The 15,595-nt window shown below is 70.7% G+C and carries 17 protein-coding genes; 8 read left to right on the top strand and 9 right to left on the bottom strand.

Annotated features, from left to right (window positions below; translation table 11 throughout):
- Positions 1 to 41: 41 nt before the first annotated feature.
- Both ABZX22_RS42910 and ABZX22_RS42905 read right to left on the bottom strand, forming a co-directional pair.
- Complete coding sequence (locus ABZX22_RS42910) at positions 42 to 1,112, bottom strand: glycerophosphodiester phosphodiesterase family protein (protein WP_354922352.1); 1,071 nt, start codon at positions 1,110 to 1,112, stop codon at positions 42 to 44.
- Positions 1,113 to 1,271: 159 nt separating this feature from the next.
- Positions 1,272 to 1,826: a GNAT family protein gene (locus tag ABZX22_RS42905; protein ID WP_354922349.1), complete on the bottom strand. Its 555-nt coding sequence runs from the start codon at positions 1,824 to 1,826 to the stop codon at positions 1,272 to 1,274.
- Positions 1,827 to 1,871: 45 nt separating this feature from the next.
- Between ABZX22_RS42905 and ABZX22_RS42900 the strand changes: the two genes are divergently transcribed.
- Both ABZX22_RS42900 and ABZX22_RS42895 read left to right on the top strand, forming a co-directional pair.
- On the top strand, positions 1,872 to 2,462 hold the full coding sequence (locus ABZX22_RS42900; RefSeq protein WP_354922347.1) for a TetR/AcrR family transcriptional regulator: 591 nt from the start codon (positions 1,872 to 1,874) through the stop codon (positions 2,460 to 2,462).
- A gap of 121 nt (positions 2,463 to 2,583) precedes the next feature.
- Entirely contained in the window at positions 2,584 to 3,327 is a 744-nt protein-coding gene (locus ABZX22_RS42895) for a class I SAM-dependent methyltransferase (RefSeq protein WP_354922345.1), read from the top strand.
- Positions 3,328 to 3,481: 154 nt separating this feature from the next.
- Here the strand turns inward: ABZX22_RS42895 and ABZX22_RS42890 are convergent, their stop codons facing one another.
- Together ABZX22_RS42890 and ABZX22_RS42885 are read right to left on the bottom strand one after the other, a co-directional pair.
- Positions 3,482 to 4,144: an XRE family transcriptional regulator gene (locus ABZX22_RS42890; RefSeq protein ID WP_354922342.1), complete on the bottom strand. Its 663-nt coding sequence runs from the start codon at positions 4,142 to 4,144 to the stop codon at positions 3,482 to 3,484.
- A gap of 57 nt (positions 4,145 to 4,201) precedes the next feature.
- On the bottom strand, positions 4,202 to 4,708 hold the full coding sequence (locus tag ABZX22_RS42885) for a DNA-binding protein (protein WP_354922412.1): 507 nt from the start codon (positions 4,706 to 4,708) through the stop codon (positions 4,202 to 4,204).
- Here ABZX22_RS42885 and ABZX22_RS42880 point away from each other — a divergent pair.
- Entirely contained in the window at positions 4,704 to 5,396 is a 693-nt protein-coding gene (locus ABZX22_RS42880) for an SDR family oxidoreductase (protein WP_354922410.1), read from the top strand. The genes ABZX22_RS42885 and ABZX22_RS42880 overlap by 5 nt on opposite strands.
- A 182-nt stretch (positions 5,397 to 5,578) precedes the next feature.
- Here ABZX22_RS42880 and ABZX22_RS42875 read toward each other — a convergent pair whose 3' ends face one another.
- Positions 5,579 to 6,874, bottom strand: a complete 1,296-nt coding sequence (locus ABZX22_RS42875; RefSeq protein ID WP_354922339.1) for a UDP-glucose/GDP-mannose dehydrogenase family protein — start codon at positions 6,872 to 6,874, stop codon at positions 5,579 to 5,581.
- A gap of 375 nt (positions 6,875 to 7,249) precedes the next feature.
- Here ABZX22_RS42875 and ABZX22_RS42870 point away from each other — a divergent pair, with 375 nt between their 5' ends.
- On the top strand, positions 7,250 to 7,885 hold the full coding sequence (locus ABZX22_RS42870; protein WP_354922336.1) for a class I SAM-dependent methyltransferase: 636 nt from the start codon (positions 7,250 to 7,252) through the stop codon (positions 7,883 to 7,885).
- 170 nt (positions 7,886 to 8,055) lie between these two features.
- On the opposite strand, the gene ABZX22_RS42865 is transcribed toward ABZX22_RS42870, so the two are convergent.
- Complete coding sequence (locus ABZX22_RS42865; RefSeq protein ID WP_354922333.1) at positions 8,056 to 9,378, bottom strand: aspartate aminotransferase family protein; 1,323 nt, start codon at positions 9,376 to 9,378, stop codon at positions 8,056 to 8,058.
- 131 nt (positions 9,379 to 9,509) lie between these two features.
- Between ABZX22_RS42865 and ABZX22_RS42860 the strand changes: the two genes are divergently transcribed.
- Together ABZX22_RS42860 and ABZX22_RS42855 are read left to right on the top strand one after the other, a co-directional pair.
- A complete protein-coding gene (locus tag ABZX22_RS42860) occupies positions 9,510 to 10,415 on the top strand; it encodes a LysR family transcriptional regulator (RefSeq protein WP_354922330.1) in 906 nt (301 codons plus the stop codon).
- 140 nt (positions 10,416 to 10,555) lie between these two features.
- Positions 10,556 to 11,209: a maleylpyruvate isomerase N-terminal domain-containing protein gene (locus ABZX22_RS42855; RefSeq protein WP_354922327.1), complete on the top strand. Its 654-nt coding sequence runs from the start codon at positions 10,556 to 10,558 to the stop codon at positions 11,207 to 11,209.
- Positions 11,210 to 11,304: 95 nt separating this feature from the next.
- Here ABZX22_RS42855 and ABZX22_RS42850 read toward each other — a convergent pair whose 3' ends face one another.
- Positions 11,305 to 11,766, bottom strand: coding sequence for a VOC family protein (locus tag ABZX22_RS42850; RefSeq protein ID WP_354922324.1), 462 nt, complete (start codon positions 11,764 to 11,766; stop codon positions 11,305 to 11,307).
- On the bottom strand, positions 11,763 to 12,350 hold the full coding sequence (locus ABZX22_RS42845; RefSeq protein ID WP_354922321.1) for a DinB family protein: 588 nt from the start codon (positions 12,348 to 12,350) through the stop codon (positions 11,763 to 11,765). Before ABZX22_RS42845 ends, ABZX22_RS42850 begins: the two co-directional genes overlap by 4 nt.
- Before the next feature lie 60 nt (positions 12,351 to 12,410).
- Here ABZX22_RS42845 and ABZX22_RS42840 point away from each other — a divergent pair, with 60 nt between their 5' ends.
- Complete coding sequence (locus ABZX22_RS42840; protein WP_354922318.1) at positions 12,411 to 13,409, top strand: YafY family protein; 999 nt, start codon at positions 12,411 to 12,413, stop codon at positions 13,407 to 13,409.
- Between the two features lie 72 nt (positions 13,410 to 13,481).
- Here ABZX22_RS42840 and ABZX22_RS42835 read toward each other — a convergent pair whose 3' ends face one another.
- Positions 13,482 to 14,975, bottom strand: coding sequence for an MFS transporter (locus ABZX22_RS42835; protein ID WP_354922315.1), 1,494 nt, complete (start codon positions 14,973 to 14,975; stop codon positions 13,482 to 13,484).
- Positions 14,976 to 15,220: 245 nt separating this feature from the next.
- Here ABZX22_RS42835 and ABZX22_RS42830 point away from each other — a divergent pair, with 245 nt between their 5' ends.
- Positions 15,221 to 15,592 carry a YciI family protein gene (locus tag ABZX22_RS42830; protein WP_354922312.1) on the top strand — a complete coding sequence of 124 codons (372 nt, stop codon included), beginning with the start codon at positions 15,221 to 15,223 and terminating at the stop codon, positions 15,590 to 15,592.
- Positions 15,593 to 15,595: the final 3 nt, after the last annotated feature.

The raw sequence follows: 15,595 nt of genomic DNA, 5'->3' as shown, positions 1-15,595 counted from the left end.
CACGCGCTGCGTCCATGACCGCGGGGAGTCCGCAGCACCCCTCAGGGGCGGGCGGGTCTGGCGATGACGGCGCGGCCCATCGCGGGGTCGTCGCAGAAAGCACCGTCGATGCCCAGAGAGACCAGCCGCCCGAGGAAGCCCATCACGTCACCCGTGGCGCGCGCGAACACGGGGCTGGCGGGGTTGCCGAGGCGGTGCTCCAGCGGGAGCTGGGAGTTCTCGTTGCGGATGGTCCAGACGTGGACGTCGAGCCGCCGCCGGTGGGCGTCCTCGATCAGGGTGGTGGGCGCCTGGAGCTTGCCGTCCGGCCCCACGGGGAGGATGCGGCGGGTGTCGACACCGATGCCGTTGGCGTAGGAGGCGACCTCGCGCAGCCCCTCCGGCTTCACCATGTCGTCATAGGTGCGGGGATCGCCGGAGACGACCCAGTCGTACGGCTTGCCGCCGAAGGTGATGAGCTGGATCAGCGGCAGCCGCGTCTTGCCCCGCAACTCGCGCAGGTTGGCCGTCTCGAAGGACTGGATGAACGCCTTGCGCACGCCGTACCGTTCCAGCACCTCCAGCAGCGGCTCCTCCAGCGACAGCCCGACGGAGTCGAAGTAGGAGGGGTGCTTGGTCTCGGGGTAGACGCCGACCCCGTGCCGCTGGGCGAGCTGGACGACCTCCTCGAAGGTCGGGATCTCCGCGAGCCCGTCGAAGGCGGCGTTGTCGGGGCGGATGTCCGGGATGCGCTCCTTGGCGCGCAGCGTCTTCAGCTCGGCCAACGTGAAGTCCTCGGTGAACCACCCGGTGACCGGGCGGCCGTCGATGGTCTTGGTGGTGCGCCGGTCGGCGAACTCGGGCCGGACGGCCACGTCCGTGGTGCCGGAGATCTCGTTCTCGTGCCTGGCGACCAGCACGTGGTCCTTGGTGGCGACCAGGTCGGGCTCGATGTAGTCGGCGCCCATCGCGATGGCGGCCTCGTAGGAGAGCAGCGTGTGCTCGGGCCGGTGGGCACTGGCGCCCCGGTGCCCGATGACGACGGGGTCCTTGTGCCCATGGGCCGCGGCGGGCTGGGGTTGGATCAGCACGACGGCGACCGTAACACCGGCGAGCAACCTGCGCAGAATCATGCGCGCAGGCTAGACCGGCTCGGTGACGCGCGAAGGCACGGCAGGTGGCGCCCGGCTCAACGGCAGGCAGCATGATCCCCCCAACAGCGAAGCAGCGGCCTTCAGGGGGGAACAACGCGCCGAAGTCCGTACTCCTGGAACGCGCCCTTCAGGCTCGCGCTATGAAGCCGTGCGGGCACGCCATTCGCCGGCCAGCAGCGACCAGACCTCGACGTCGAGCCGGCCGTTCTCGCCCCGGACGGACTGACGCAAGATGCCGTCGCGGCTCATGCCCAGCCGCTTGGCGACGTTGATGCTGCGCGTGTTGCCCGCGATGACGCGCCACTCGACGCGCTGGATGCCGCGTTCCTCGACCGCCCAGCCGACGATCCGCTCGACGGCGCGGGTGATCAGCCCGCGCCCCTGCACGCCGGGCTCCAGCCAGCAGCCCGCCTCGCAGCCGCCCTGCTCGGTGTCGAACGACACGAACAGCACGCCGCCGACCAGCCTGCCCTCCAGCCAGATCCCCCAGATGCCGCCGGCGTCCCTGGCCCGCTTGTCGGCATAGCGCTGCAACACCGCACGCGCCTCGGCGAGGTCGGCCGCCACGAACGACGGCGAGACCCACGGCGCGATGTGCTCGCGTGCCCGGTCAAGGTTGGCCAGGAACTCCTCAGCCAGCCAGGGGTCGAGCGGCCGCAGTTCGGCGTCGGCGGTGAGGGGGAGAGAGAACATCCGGCCTCCATACATAACAAATGTTTGGTATGTACGCTACAGGACATGAGCCCCGCCCGCGCCGATCACGACGCCCGACGCCGTGACGTCTCCGAGGCCGTCTGGCGCGTCCTGGCGGAACACGGCTTCGCCGGGCTCACCCTGCGTGCGGTCGCCGCGGCGATGGGGGCCTCCACCGGGCTGGTCACCCACTACTTCGCGGGCAAACGGGAGCTCGTCGCGCACGCCCTGGACATCCTGGAGGCCCGCTCGCAGCAGCGACCACGCCTGAAGGCGCCCGCTCCCGGACTGGCGACGCTGCGCACCCACCTGCTCAACATCCTGCCGCTGACCCCTGAGGGCGTGGCGATGAACCGCATCTGGGTCGGTTCCTGGGACGTGGCCCTGTCCGACCTGAAGCTCTTCGCCGCGCAGACGGCCAGGTACCAGCGCATCCGCGCCGACCTGCGCGCCGCCGTCGAGGACGCGCGACGCCTGGGCGAGCTGCCGGAAAGCGCTGACGCGCAGAGCCTGGCCGTGACCGCGCTGTCCTTCACGCACGGCCTGGTGGTGCAGGCGCTCTTCGACCCCGACGGCTTCCCGCCCGATCAGCAGACCCGGTTGGTCGACGGCTTCCTGGCCTCGCTCACCTGCTGACGCCCTCGAAGCGGTAGCCGTTCGACGCCGGGCGCGACCTCACCGACCGGGCCGCGGCCGCGGAGATGCCGTACGGCAAATGCGGTGGCAACCGGCGATTCCGTTGCGCCATGGTGGTCCGATGGATCGTCAGCTCATCAGCGCCATCGCCCACGCCGATCATCCGATCGCCGCCCCCATCACCGAGGCCAACCAGGAACGGCTGCTGCGCCGCGCCGCACTCCCCGCCCAGGCCAGGATCCTCGACCTCGGCTGCGGCGAGGCGACCTGGACGCTTCGAGCCCTCGAGCTCTACCCGGACGCCACCGCCGACGGCGTGGACATCAGCCCCCACGCCCTCACCGCCGCCGCCAAGGCCGCCGCCGCGCGCGGCCTGTCCGAACGCCTGCGCCTGCACGAGACGCCCGCCGACGGCTTCCGCGCCGCCGAGCCGTACGACCTGGTGCTCTGCGTCGGCGCCGCGCACGCCTTCGGCGGCCTCACCTCGACCGCGACCGCCGTACACGCCCACCTCAAACCCGGCGGACTGGCCCTGCTCGGCGACGGCTTTTGGGAGCGCCCGCCCACCCCGCAGGCCCTCGCCAAGCTCGGCGCCAACCCTGACGACTACAGCGACCTGCCGGGCACGGTCGCGGCCACCGAGAGCGCGGGCCTGCGCACGATCTACGCCCACACCAGCCAGCCGGCCGAATGGGACGACTACGAATGGTCCTGGACCGGCACCCTGACCCGCTGGGCCCTCGACCACCCCGGCCCCGACGCCGACCGCGCGCTCGCGGCCGCACTCGAACACCGCGACATGTGGCTGAACGGCTACCGCGGCATTCTCGGCTTCGTCACCCTCCTCCTCAAGCGCACCGCCTGAGCCGCTCCACGCCCCGGCGGCCTCGCGCAGGACCGAGAGGTCCGCGCGGAGGCGCCGGCCCACCCCGCGCCGGCCCGCGGCTCGTGCGGTCCCGCGGGGTCTTCGCAGCGTGAACGAGCTGGGCAGGTCCCAGGATCGAGGTCCCTGGGCCTTCTTACTCGGGCGGGACGTGTCGCGGTGCTGCGCGGACGTGCGCGCGTTCGCCTTGTTTCCCGATGAGGCTCAGGTACTCGACGGGACCGGCGCTGGTGGCCCCGAACCAGTGCGGGGTGCGCGTGTCGAACTCCGCGGCCTCCCCGGGTCTGAGGATGAGGTCGTGTTCCCCGAGGACGAGGCGGAGCGTTCCGTTGAGGACATAGATCCAGTCGTAACCCTCGTGGGCGCGCAGGTCGGGCTCGGTGTCGTCGCTTCCGGCCGGGAGGACGAACTTGTAGGCCTGGATTCCTCCGGGCCGACGGGTCAGTGGCAGGACGACCGAGCCGTCGCCGCAGGGGATGGGACGCAGGTTGATGCGGGGGTCGCCGGTCGGCGGCGCGTCGACGAGCTCGTCGAGTGTGACCCCGTGGACACGCGCGAGCGGGAGCAACTGCTCGAGCGTGGGACGTCGCAGGCCCGCCTCGAGCCGGGACAAGGTGCTGGTGGAGATGCCGGTCTCCGCCGCGAGGTCGGCGAGCGTGACGTCGCGTTGCAGCCGAAGGCGCTTCAACCTCGCTCCGACAGCGTCAAGAGTGCGGTCAACCGAGGTGGGCCTCGAAGTGGCACGTCCGGCTTTCGGCTGCTCAAGGCCGCGCACGAGCCGATGCAGGTCGTCGGTCATGTCGGCAACGGTACGTGCTCGCGGGCCGTCGGGTCGGCGGGCGCCGGCTCGGTCGTCTCACGAGCTTGGAATCACCTCCCGCAACCTGCGCAGGGCCTGGTGCGAGGGCGAACCGGGTTCTGTGGTGTAGAGGACGAGCCGCAGGTCGTCGCGCTCGGGGACGGGCAGCACCTGGCAGATCGCGTCGATCGAGCCGACGGCCGGATGGGTGATGCGCTTGCGTTGCTCCCTGCGCACCTTCACCTCGTGCTCGGCCCACAACGCGGCGAACTCGGGGCTGAGCGCCAGCATCTCGGCCACCAGCGCCTGGATCTCCCGGTCGTCGGGGTAGCGGCCGGCCGCCCAGCGCAGGTCGGCGACCGAGGCGCGGGCGAAGCGGCCCTTCTCCTCGTCGCTCAGGTGCTCGGCCAGGTCGGGGGAGCGGAAGACCCAGCGGATGACGTTCAACTGGTCGCGCGGCTGCGCGTCGAGGTCGCCCATCAGCGCGCTGGCGAGCGGGTTCCAGGCGAGGATGTCGTACTTGGCGTCCAACACGTAGGCAGGCACCTCCTCCAGGAATATCACTGGTGCCAACAAGGGAATCGGCTTCGAGATCGCGCGGCTGCTCGCCGAGCGCGGCATCACCGCCGTCATCGGGGCGCGCGACGAGGAACGCGGGCGGGCCGCCGCCGAGCGGCTCGGCCAGCCGTACGTGCGGCTCGACGTCACCGACCCGGCCTCCGCGCAGGCGGCGGCGAAATGGCTGGAGGAGGAGTACGGCGCGCTCGACATCCTGGTGAACAACGCCGGGATCACGGTGTGGCAGGACGACCCGCGCCCCAGCGTCACCGGGGCCGAGACGTTCAGGCAGGTCTACGAGACCAACGTGTTCGGCGTGGTCACCGTCACCAACGCGATGATGCCACTGCTGCGCGAGGCGCCCGCGGCGCGGATCGTGAACATGTCGAGCGAACTGGGCTCGCTGGCCCTGGCGATCGATCCCGACAGCCCCTTCTGGCCGCACAACTACGCGGCCTACAACTCCTCCAAGTCGGCGCTCAACATGATCACCGTCGCCTACGCCAAGGAGCTCTGGGACACCCCGATCAAGGTGAACGCCGCCAACCCCGGCTACTGCGCGACCGACCTCAACGCGCACACCGGTTTCCGTACGGCCGAGCAAGGCGCCGCGATCGCGGTACGGCTGGCCACGCTCGACGCCGACGGCCCGAGCGGCGCCTACCTCCAGGACGACGGCACCGTGCCCTGGTAGGTCCCTTCCGGCGGACGGGGCGGACGGAGGGTACGCCGGCTTCCAGGGACGCGGCCACCACGACGACCTGTTCTCCGAGGAGTTCGGCCGGATGGGGCAGTCCGGCATCCACCGCCATCCGTCAAGCAGGTTGCCGCCCCGTGCGGCCGGAACCGTCGGCGGCACGGGGCAGCAGCATGAACCTACGGCCGGCCGACGCCGAGATAGGTGAAACCGACAGCCCGCATCTCGGCCGGGTCCAGCAGGTTGCGGCCGTCGAAGAGCACGGGCCTGCGCATCACCGAAGCGGCCCGCGTCCAGTCGACCTCCGTCAGCTGCGGCCACTCCGTCACCACGATCGCCGCGTCCGCCCCCTCGACTGCCGACTCCGGGCTCGCGTGGCGGCTCGTCGACGTCCACGGCTCCCGTTCGGCCGGCCGAGCCATCGGATCCCAGCAGCGCACCTCGGCACCCTCGGCCAGCAGCCGGGCCGCCAACACGGTGCTGGGCGCCTCCCGCATGTCGTCGGTTCCCGGTTTGAACGTCAGCCCGAGCAGCGCCACCCGCGCGCCCGCCAGGCTGCCGAGGACGTCCTTGAGCTTCTGGATCGCCCTGCGCTTCTGCAGGTTGTTGACCTCGATCACGGCCGTGAGCAGCTGCAGGTGGTAGCCGGTGTTGCTGGCCAACTGCCGCAACGCCTCGGAGTCCTTGGGGAAGCAGGAACCGCCCCAGCCGATGCCGGGACGCAGGAAGTGGCGGCCAAGGCGGTGGTCCAGGCCGACAGCGTGAGCCACTTCCTCGACGTCGGCGCCGGTCTTCTCGCACAAGGTGGCGATCTCGTTGATGAAACTGATCTTCGTGGCGAGCAGGGCGTTGGAGGCGAGCTTGACCATCTCGGCGGACCGCACATCCATCACCACGACCGGCCCGTCCACGCCCTGGTGCAGCTGCGAGATCAGGTGTGCGGTCGCCTCGTCGGTGGCTCCCACGACGACGCGGTCCGGGTGCAGGAAGTCGTGGACGGCCGTGCCTTCAGCGGTGAACTCCGGATTCGCGGCATACCCGACGTGCCCGAGACCGGCCGCATCCAGCGCGGCCCGTACAAGCGTGCCCGTGCCCACCGGCACCGTGGACTTCACCACCACGGCCCGGAGGTGTGATGCGCCCTCCAGCGACTTCACCACCGCCCAGACCCGCGACAGGTCCGCGTCACCGGACGCCGACGGCGGCGTGTCCACGCACACGTACACGATCTCGGCCCCGTCCAAGGCCTCCTGCAGATCCACGGTGAAGGTCAGCCGCTCCTTGTTCCGGGCGATCATGTCACCCAGTCCCGGCTCGTAGATCGGCACATCGCCGGACCGCAGCAGCCTGATCTTCTCGGGGTCGATGTCCCGTACCACCACCCGGTGGCCGAGCTCGGCCAGACACGCACCGGTCACCAGACCGATGTAGCCGGCGCCGAACACCGCAACCCGCCGTTCGGGCTTGTCATGCATGGCAGACCATCCACTTCTTCCGCGGTCGAACGTCACAGCAGGGCCGCTGCCCCGGGTTGCCCACGTCTGCGAAGGACGCTCCACCATACGCGCCACCAGCAACCCCCGGTGTCACTCGGCTGTCCGGCTTGGCAGGCGAGACGACCAGATGCCGCGGCGACGCCGCATGGCGGCACCGGACCACGACCGACGGCACCCGGCCGGGCCGAAGCCGCCGCCCACGACGTCCCTTTTGCCATTCGGCAACAGCATTTGCAGATCCGCCTGGTCCGTCCGCACCATGAGGAACGCGCCCGCCGAGGGGGTGCACGACCTGTCGGCGCCGATGGGGCAGCAGGCGGAGAGATAGATCACCGCGAACGAGGAGGACGACCTTTGACGCCCCGATTCGACAAGGATTTCTGGGAGCAGCGCTGGCAGCAGGGGCGAGCCGGGGGTCCCGCGTCCATGGGCGGCTACCCGCCGAACCCGTACCTCGCTCGTGAGACCAGCGGCCTGACACCGGGCACGGCGCTGGATGCGGGATGCGGCGGCGGTGCCGAGGCGATCTGGCTCGCCTCCCATGGCTGGCAGGTCACCGCAGCCGACATCTCGTCCGAGGCCCTTGCCAGCGCCGCCGAGCGCGCGGCGACGAGCCGGGCACCCGAGCGCCTGCAGTGGGTTGAGGCGGATCTGCGCGTCTGGAGCCCTGGCGTGCAGTTCGACCTGGTCATGACCCACTACGCTCACCCGGCGATGCCGCAACTGGAGTTCTACGACCGCATCGCCGGATGGGTGGCTCCGGGCGGCACGCTGCTCATCGTCGGGCACCTGCACACCGCGGGCTCCACCGGCCACGGACACCACCCTCCCGCCGAAGCGTCGGTCACCTCCGCGGCCATCACCGCGCGCTTGGACGGCATGCAGTGGGAGATCGTCACCGCCGAAGAGCACCTCCGCACGCTCGCGGGCCACGGGGGCAGGACGGTCCCCCTCCACGATGTCGTCGTGCGCGCCACCCGACACCGGTGACCTGCGTGAACGCCGGCGCGTACTGCCTGACCCCGGTGAGACGGAACGCCGGGGGCCGGCCCCGGCTTTCGGTGGTGTTGTCCGGCTGCAGGGCGGGACCGGTCCGTCGCGTGCGCGCCCAGATGACGGCGCTGATCGCAACGACCAGGACGCGGGTAATGCGCTGGTCGTCAGGCTCTGGCGGGCGTCCGGGCTCCGGCGTCGAGCACGGCTTTGAGGGACGCCTCGAGGATGTCCACGCCGGCGTGCAGCTCGTCCTCCCTGATCGTGAGAGGCGGGGCGATGCGGAAGATGCCGCCCATCTCAGGTAGCTGGACGATGTTCAGGTGCAGGCCGCGTTCGAGACAGGCCGAGGTGATCGCGCTGCCCAGCGCGTCGGCGGGCGCCTTGCTCTTCTTGTCCTTGACGAGCTCGACACCTTGGAGCAGGCCACGGCCGCGGACGTCGCCGACGACTTCGTAGGTGTCGCGAAGTGCCAGCAGCCGTTCGGTGAGCTGATCGCCCAGCGTCGCCGCACGTTCGGTGAGGTTCTCGCGGTCGATGACGTCGAGGACCGTCAGTGCGACGGCGGCCGCCAAGGGGTCGGAGACGTGGGTGGTGTAGAAGAGGAAACCCCGGTCGTGGCAGACCTGCTCGATCTCGGCGGTCGTGACGACGGCCGCCACGGGCAGTCCGGCTCCCAAGGTCTTCGACAACGTGAGGATGTCGGGTGCGACCCCGTCGCGCTCGAACGCGTACATCGCTCCGGTACGGCCGAGGCCGGTCTGCGCCTCGTCCAGGATGAGCAGCATCCCGCGTTCGTCACACATCTCTTTGAGGCGACGCAGATACCCGGGCGGCAGGTCGATGATCCCGCCTGAGGACAGGATGGGCTCGATGAGGCAGGCGGCGAGGCTCCCGGCCGATTGCCGGTCGACCAGGGCGAAGCCGTAGGCGAGCTCAGCCTCCCAGTCGTGTGACCCGTCGGAGGTTCGGAACGGCGAACGATAGGCGTTCGGCGAGGGCAGCGCGAGGTTTCCCGGTGTCGGCGGGCCGTAGCCACGCCGCCCGGCGGAGAAGGTCGCGGCGGCGGCCCCTTGGGTCATGCCGTGCCACGAGCGGTCGAAGGAGACGATCTCGAAGCGGCCGGTGGAGAGCTTGGCCATCTTGATCGCGGCCTCGTTCGCCTCGGCTCCTGTGGTGAGCAGCAACATCTTGCTGAGCGTCGGGGGCAGGGTCGCGGTGAGCCGGTGGGCGAGCTCCAGCACGGGAGTGCTGAGCATGCCGCTGAAGAGGTGGTCCAGCGACGCGACCGCGGAGGAAACCGTTGCCACGATGGCCGGGTGCGCATGGCCGAGGATGGAACTCATCTGTCCCGAGGTGAAGTCGAGGATCGGCGTGCCCTGGCGATCGTAGACATACGCACCGGAGGCACGTTCGATGACCCGCGGGGTGAAGCCGGCTCCGTAGCGGACCAGGAGGCGGTCCGCCTCGTCCCAAAAGGTGGTGTCCATCGCCAACCCTCTCTCACCGCGTCCGAGACGACGTCGAATCTTCTGCTCGATGCCATCTTCAATCGATGACAAAACTCGTCACAAGCAAACAAATGCGACTTATCATTCGGCATTGCCTTACTGTCGATACCATGCTCAACCCGCAACGCCTCGCGATCCTGCGCGCTGTCCTGGCAGCTGGGTCGATCAACAAAGCGGCGCGGAACCTCAGCTACTCTCCCGCGACGATCAGCCAGCACATGACCACCCTGGCGAAGGAGACCGGACTGGTCCTTTTCGAGAAGCAGGGACGCGGTATCAGCCCCACCGATGCCGCACGGCACCTGGCAGACCAAGCTCAGTCGCTCCTCGCCGACTTCGGACGGCTTGAACGAGTCGTGGCAGACCTTCGCAGCGGTCAGGCGCAGCAACTGGCGATCGCCTGCTTCGCTTCCGCGGCCGAGCGGTGGATCCCGGAGGTCGTGCGGACCGTTCGCCGGCACCAACCCAACCTCGCCGTCGAGATCAGCCTCAACGAACCGGTCGACGGGCGTGGCCGCCGACGACCGGACCTCGACATCCGGACGGAGCCCGCCAACGGCGCCGAAGTACACCTTGACGGCTACCAGCGTCATGAACTCACCGTCGAGGAGCTCGTCGCCGTGCTCCCCGGTGCCCACCCTCTCGCCGATGCCCACGAACTCGCCTTCCGGGACCTCGAAGGCGAGCCCTGGATAGACCACGACATCTACGACAGCCCGATCGGACAGATCATCGTGACCGCTTGCAGGGCCGCCGGATTCACGCCGCGCTATGCCGCCCGCCTGGACGATCACCGGGCGGCGCTGCGACTGGTGGAGGCGGGCATCGGCGTCACCGTCCTGCCGCGCCTGGCCGTCGCGGAACTCCCCGACGGAGTCGTCGCCAAGCCCCTGGTCCGCCCCACCCTCTCGCGGCGCATCGTCGTCCACGCCCGCCAGGACCGACGCCGCGGCGACCTCATCGCCCGGGCGGTGGCACAGCTTCGCGACAGCGCCCGCGGGACCCGAGACAACTGACCCTGGACGCCGGTCACGTCCATGACGCCACCGGCCGCAGTCACGCTGCGCCGGTCGCCGCGATGAGCGTCCTGCCGCGGTCCGAGCCGACCCTCCCAGGAGGCTTGTCCGCCGTTCCGGTCCGGTACTACCGTGCCGCAGTGGATCTCTTCTCACGTTCCTGGACGGCATTGCGCGCGGCGGTCGCCGACACCTCGGACGAGGACTTCGAACGGCCGTCCGGCTGTACCGGCTGGCTCGTGCGGGACCTGGTGTGCCACCTGGTCATCGACGCCCAGGACGTCCTGATCACCCTGGTCACGCCCGCAGGAACCGAACCGACCGTGGACGCGGTCACCTACTGGAACCTCGTCGAACCCCCGACCGGCGAGGACCCGCTCGACGCGCTGATCCCCCGGCTGGCCGCCGCATACGGCGAACCGCGGCTGCTCAGGTTCCACCTCGACGACGTCGGATCCGCCGCGGGCCGCGCCGCCGTACTGGCCGATCCCGCCGTCCGCGTCAGCACCCGCGACGAGGTGCTGACCATCGGCGACTACCTGTCCGCGTACGTGCTCGAATGGACCCTGCACCACCTCGACCTGATCGCGCACCTGCCGTCGGCCGCCGAGCCGCCCGCCGAGACCCTCGCGGCGGCACGCGCGTCCCTGGAGAAGATCGCCGGGACCCCGTTTCCCGCCTCGTTCTCCGACAAGGAGGCGCTGCTGATCGGCGCCGGACGTCGCGCCCCGACCGCCGCGGAGAAGGCCGCGCTGGGCGATCTCGCCGCGAAGCTCCCGCTCATCCTCGGCTGAGTCGCGAGGGGAGGGCACTGCCTCACCGGTCATCGGATCACACCGGCGGCGTTCGGCGGGCGCGGCGGTAGGCGTACGACAACAGCCGAGCCGCGTCAGTCCAGGCAGAACTCGTTGCCCTCGGGGTCGGTCATCACGATGAAGCCGGCGCTCATCGGGGGAGCGGGCTCGTGCCGACGTACCCGCTTCGCTCCCAGCGCGACGAGCCGGTCGCACTCGACCTCCAGTGCCGCCATCCGCTCCTCTCCCAGCAGACCGGGAGCCGCGCGGACGTCGAGGTGGACACGGTTCTTGGCGACCTTGTCCTCCGGCACCTGCTGGAAGAACAGCCGCGGGCCGTGCCCGTCCGGGTCCTCGATGGCCGATCTCGTGTTGCGCTGCTCCTCCGGCACGCCGATCCGCGCGAGGAAGTCGTCCCATGCGGCCAGCGGGTCGGCGTCCTCGGGCAGGTCGACCCCGGGCGGGCCGGGATGGACGTAGCCCAGCACGTCACGCCAGAAGGACGACAGCGCCCGCGGGTCGTGGGCGTCGAAGGTGACCTGGATGTGACGGCTCATCGGGTTGCTCCGTTCGTAGCGGGATTCGTGTGCAGGTAGAGGTCGCGCAGCAGGCAGACCTCGGACAGATGGTGGATCAGCTCGCGGTGGATGTGCAGCACCAGAGCGGCCATGGGCAGCTCGGGGAAGGGCTCCTTCGCGCCGACCGGGACCCGCAGCCCGGCCTCGCCGAGGCCGCGCACCCCGGCCAGCCAGAGGTCGAGCTGGCTCTCGAGCTGGTCGAGCGCGGTGGCCGCGCTGCCGGCGTACTCCCAGGTCTCGTATGACGCCGCCGGCGCGCCGAAGTGCGCCGCGTTGCGCGCGGCGAGTACGCCGACGATGACGTGACCGAGTCGCCAGGCGATCGTGGTGAAGGCCGCGGGGACCGGCTCGGGGAAGGCGTAGTCGATCGTGAAGTGCCCGGCACCGGCCTGCACGGGCGCCGTCGAGCTGCCGCGCGGCCGGACGCTCCAGGCCTCCGGCACCGGCGACCAGAAGTACTCGTCGTCGGTGAGGCCGTCGAGCCGGGCTCGGAGATGATGGTTCCAGTGGAACTCCCATTGCTCGCGCAGCGTCCGGTTCCAGTCGTGTTCGTCTGCGTCCATGGAGCCACACTGGCATCCCTGGCGGACAGTATCGGTCCGCTATCTGGCAGGGTGGCCGACATGGACGTGGCGAGCGGTGCCGAGCGGGGTACGACGGAGCGGGTGTTCGCCCTGCTCGGGCTGTTGCAGCAGCGGCAGGTCTGGACCGGCCCCGAGCTCGCCGACCGGCTCGGGGTCACGCCGCGCACGGTACGGCGCGATGTCGAGCGGCTGCGCACGCTCGGCTACCGGGTGCATGCCAGCCAGGGTGTCGGCGGCGGTTACCAGCTCGGCCCTGGGCAGGACCTGCCGCCGCTGCTTCTCGACGACGAGGAGGCGATCGCCACCGCGGTATCGCTGCTCGCCGGCGCGGGTGGCGCGGTCGCCGGCGCCGGCGACGCCGCGCTCCGGGCGCTGACCAAGCTCGACCGGATGCTGCCCACCCGGCTGCGGCACGAGGTGCGCGCGCTCTCCGGCTCGGTGGAGTCGTTCGGCGGGGGCCGCACGCCGGTCGACCCCGAGGTGCTCATGACGCTGGCCAGAGCCTGCCGCGACGAGGTCGAGGCCGGCTTCGACTACCCGTCCGGGAGCCGGGTACGCCGGCGGCGGGTCGAGCCGTACCGTCTGGTCGCCTCCGACCGGCGCTGGTACCTGCTGGCCTACGACCTCGATCGCGACGACTGGCGCAGCTTCCGCGTCGACCGGATGACCGAGGTGTCGGCGCGGACCTGGCGCTTCCGCCCGCGCGCGGCGCCCGACGCGGCGACGTACGTGCAGGAGAGCGTGGCCAGCCGGGTCTACCCGCACCAGGCGCGCTTCCTCGTGCACGCGCCGGCCGACACGGTGCGCGCGCAGATCCCGGCGTCGGCGGCCGTCGTCCGACGGAGAGGGAACGAGCGCTGCGAGGTGCTCAGCGGCGCCGGCAGCCTCGACTTCGTGCTCGTGCACGTGCTCCTGCTGGGGCACGACTTCGAGGTCCTCGACCCTCCGGAGCTCGCGAGGCGCTGCCGCGCGCTGGCGGGAAGGCTGCTGTCGGCCGGTGCGACGATCTCCCCTGCGCCGGACACGGAGGAGTCATGAGCCGCGACCACGCCGGCGCCCCCGCGCGGCCAGGTGCTCGGCCCGCAGGACCACGTCGGCCTCGCCGAGGCGCTACGAGCGAGTCGCCTCGTACTCGGGCAGCCCGGCCGGCGTGGTCCTGGTTTCCGGGCGCATGGCAAGGACCAGGACGGCCAGCCCGGCGAAGATGACCGCGGCGACGACGCCGGTGACGTGCACGCCGGCGGTGAACGCCTCCCGGGCGGTGTGCAGCAGTTCCGCGCCCTGGCCGGCGGGAAGGTGCCGGCTGGCGGCGACCGCGCCGGCCAGCGAGTCGGACGTGCCGTCCATCCGGCTGCGGTAGACCACCGCGGCCACCACACCGAGCAGCGCGAAGCCGAGCGAACCGCCGAAGTAGTTGCCGGTCTCCGACATCGACGCCGCCGAGCCGGCCCGCTCCGGCGGTACGGACCCGACGACCAGCCCGGTGCCCAGCGCGAACAGCGGGCCGGTGCCCAGCGCCAGTACGGCGATGCCGATCATCACCAGCGGCAGGGCGCTCGCCCCGTCGACGCCGACCAGCAGCAGGCTGCCCAGCGCCGATCCCACCAGCCCCCCGGCGATGGCGGTCGTGTGCTTCATCCGCCGGGCCAGCGCCGGCGCGGCCATGGTGCCGACCGCCACACCCAGGCCCATGGGCGCGAACAGCACCGCCGACGCGAACGGCGAGAAGCCCAGCACGCTCTGCAGGTACTGGGTGACCAGCAGGCCCGTGCCGGCCATGGCGATGCCGGCGAAGACCAGCGCGACGAGTACGGCGGTGAACGGGCGGTTGGCCAACAGCCGCAGGTCCAGCAGCGGCGTCTCCAGCCGCAGTTGTCGGCGTACGAACAGGAATCCGATGGCCGCGCCGACGACGAGGGTCACCGCCGGCACGACCGGCACGCTCTCGACGGTCAGCTGCTTGATGCCGTAGACCATCAAAAGCACCGCCACGAGCGACAGGCCGACGCTCGTCAGGTCCGTCCTGCCGGCCTGGTCGCTGCGGAACTCCGGCAGCAGGACCGGCCCGGCGAGCAGCAGCAGCGCCATCGCCGGCACAGCGACCAGGAACACCGATCCCCACCAGAAGTGCTGGAGCAGGAATCCGGCCAGCACGGGTCCGAGCGCGCCGCCGGCGAACTGGCAGGTCGCCCAGATCGCGATGGCCTGCCCGCGCTGCCGTTCGTCGCGGAACATGTTGGTGATCAACGCGAGGGTGGACGGCGCCAGGGTCGCGCCGGCGACGCCCAGCAGCGCACGCGCGACGATCAGCATCAGCGGGGTGGGCGCGAAGGCGGCCACGACCGACAGCACCCCGAACGCCGCCGCGCCGATCAACAGCAGTCGCCGGCGGCCGATCCGGTCGCCGAGCGTGCCCATCGTGATGACCATGCCGGCCACCATGAATCCGTAGCTGTCACTGATCCACAGCTGCTCGACGTTGGTGGCGCCCAGGTCGGCGCTCAGCCGTGGGAGGGCGAGGAGCAACGCCGTCATGTCCATCGCGACGAGCAATGTCGGCAGCATGAGGACGACCAGTCCCAGCCATGCCCGGTTGATCCGCATATCCGAAACTCCCTGTTGTCTCGACGTTTCGCCGGTTGGTCGGAGCGGCCGAGAGCTTCTTGACATCGGCACGGACGGAAATCTCTTGCGTCCGCCACGGTGGGACAGACATGCTGACGGCCGGGCGCCGCCAGGGCGAAAAAATCATGCGGATTTTCTGGCCGGGGATGTCAAGACGACGGCGGCCGCTCCGACCAACCGGTGCAAGGGCCCAGCCGGGGCCCGCGAATCACGCGGAGTACGAGATGAAGTTCCTGATCAGCATGCATATCAACCCGGCCGTGCTGGACGCGCTGACCGACGAGGAGAAGGCGGCGATCGGCGCCGGCCACGGCAGGTTCATCGAGGCGCTGAAGGAGTCCGGCGAGCTGATCACCACGCAGGCGCTGGTCGACCCGTCCCAGGCCGCCGTGGTGTCGGTACGCAACGGCCAGCCGGTGGTGACCGACGGCCCCTTCCTGGAGTCGAAGGAGTACCTGGGCGGCTTCTACCTGATCGACTGCGAGAACAAGGAGCGGGCGATCGAGCTGGCGGCGCGGATCCCGGACGCCGCGATCGAGGGGCTGGGGATCGAGGTGCGCCAGGTGATGTTCGCTGACGGACACCTGGAGGCATGACGG

Source organism: Nonomuraea sp. NPDC003804, from assembly GCF_040610675.1.
In the GTDB taxonomy this organism is placed as follows: domain Bacteria; phylum Actinomycetota; class Actinomycetes; order Streptosporangiales; family Streptosporangiaceae; genus Nonomuraea.
The sequence above is the reverse complement of the archived record's forward strand: the minus strand, read 5'-3'. Positions and strand labels throughout refer to the sequence as shown.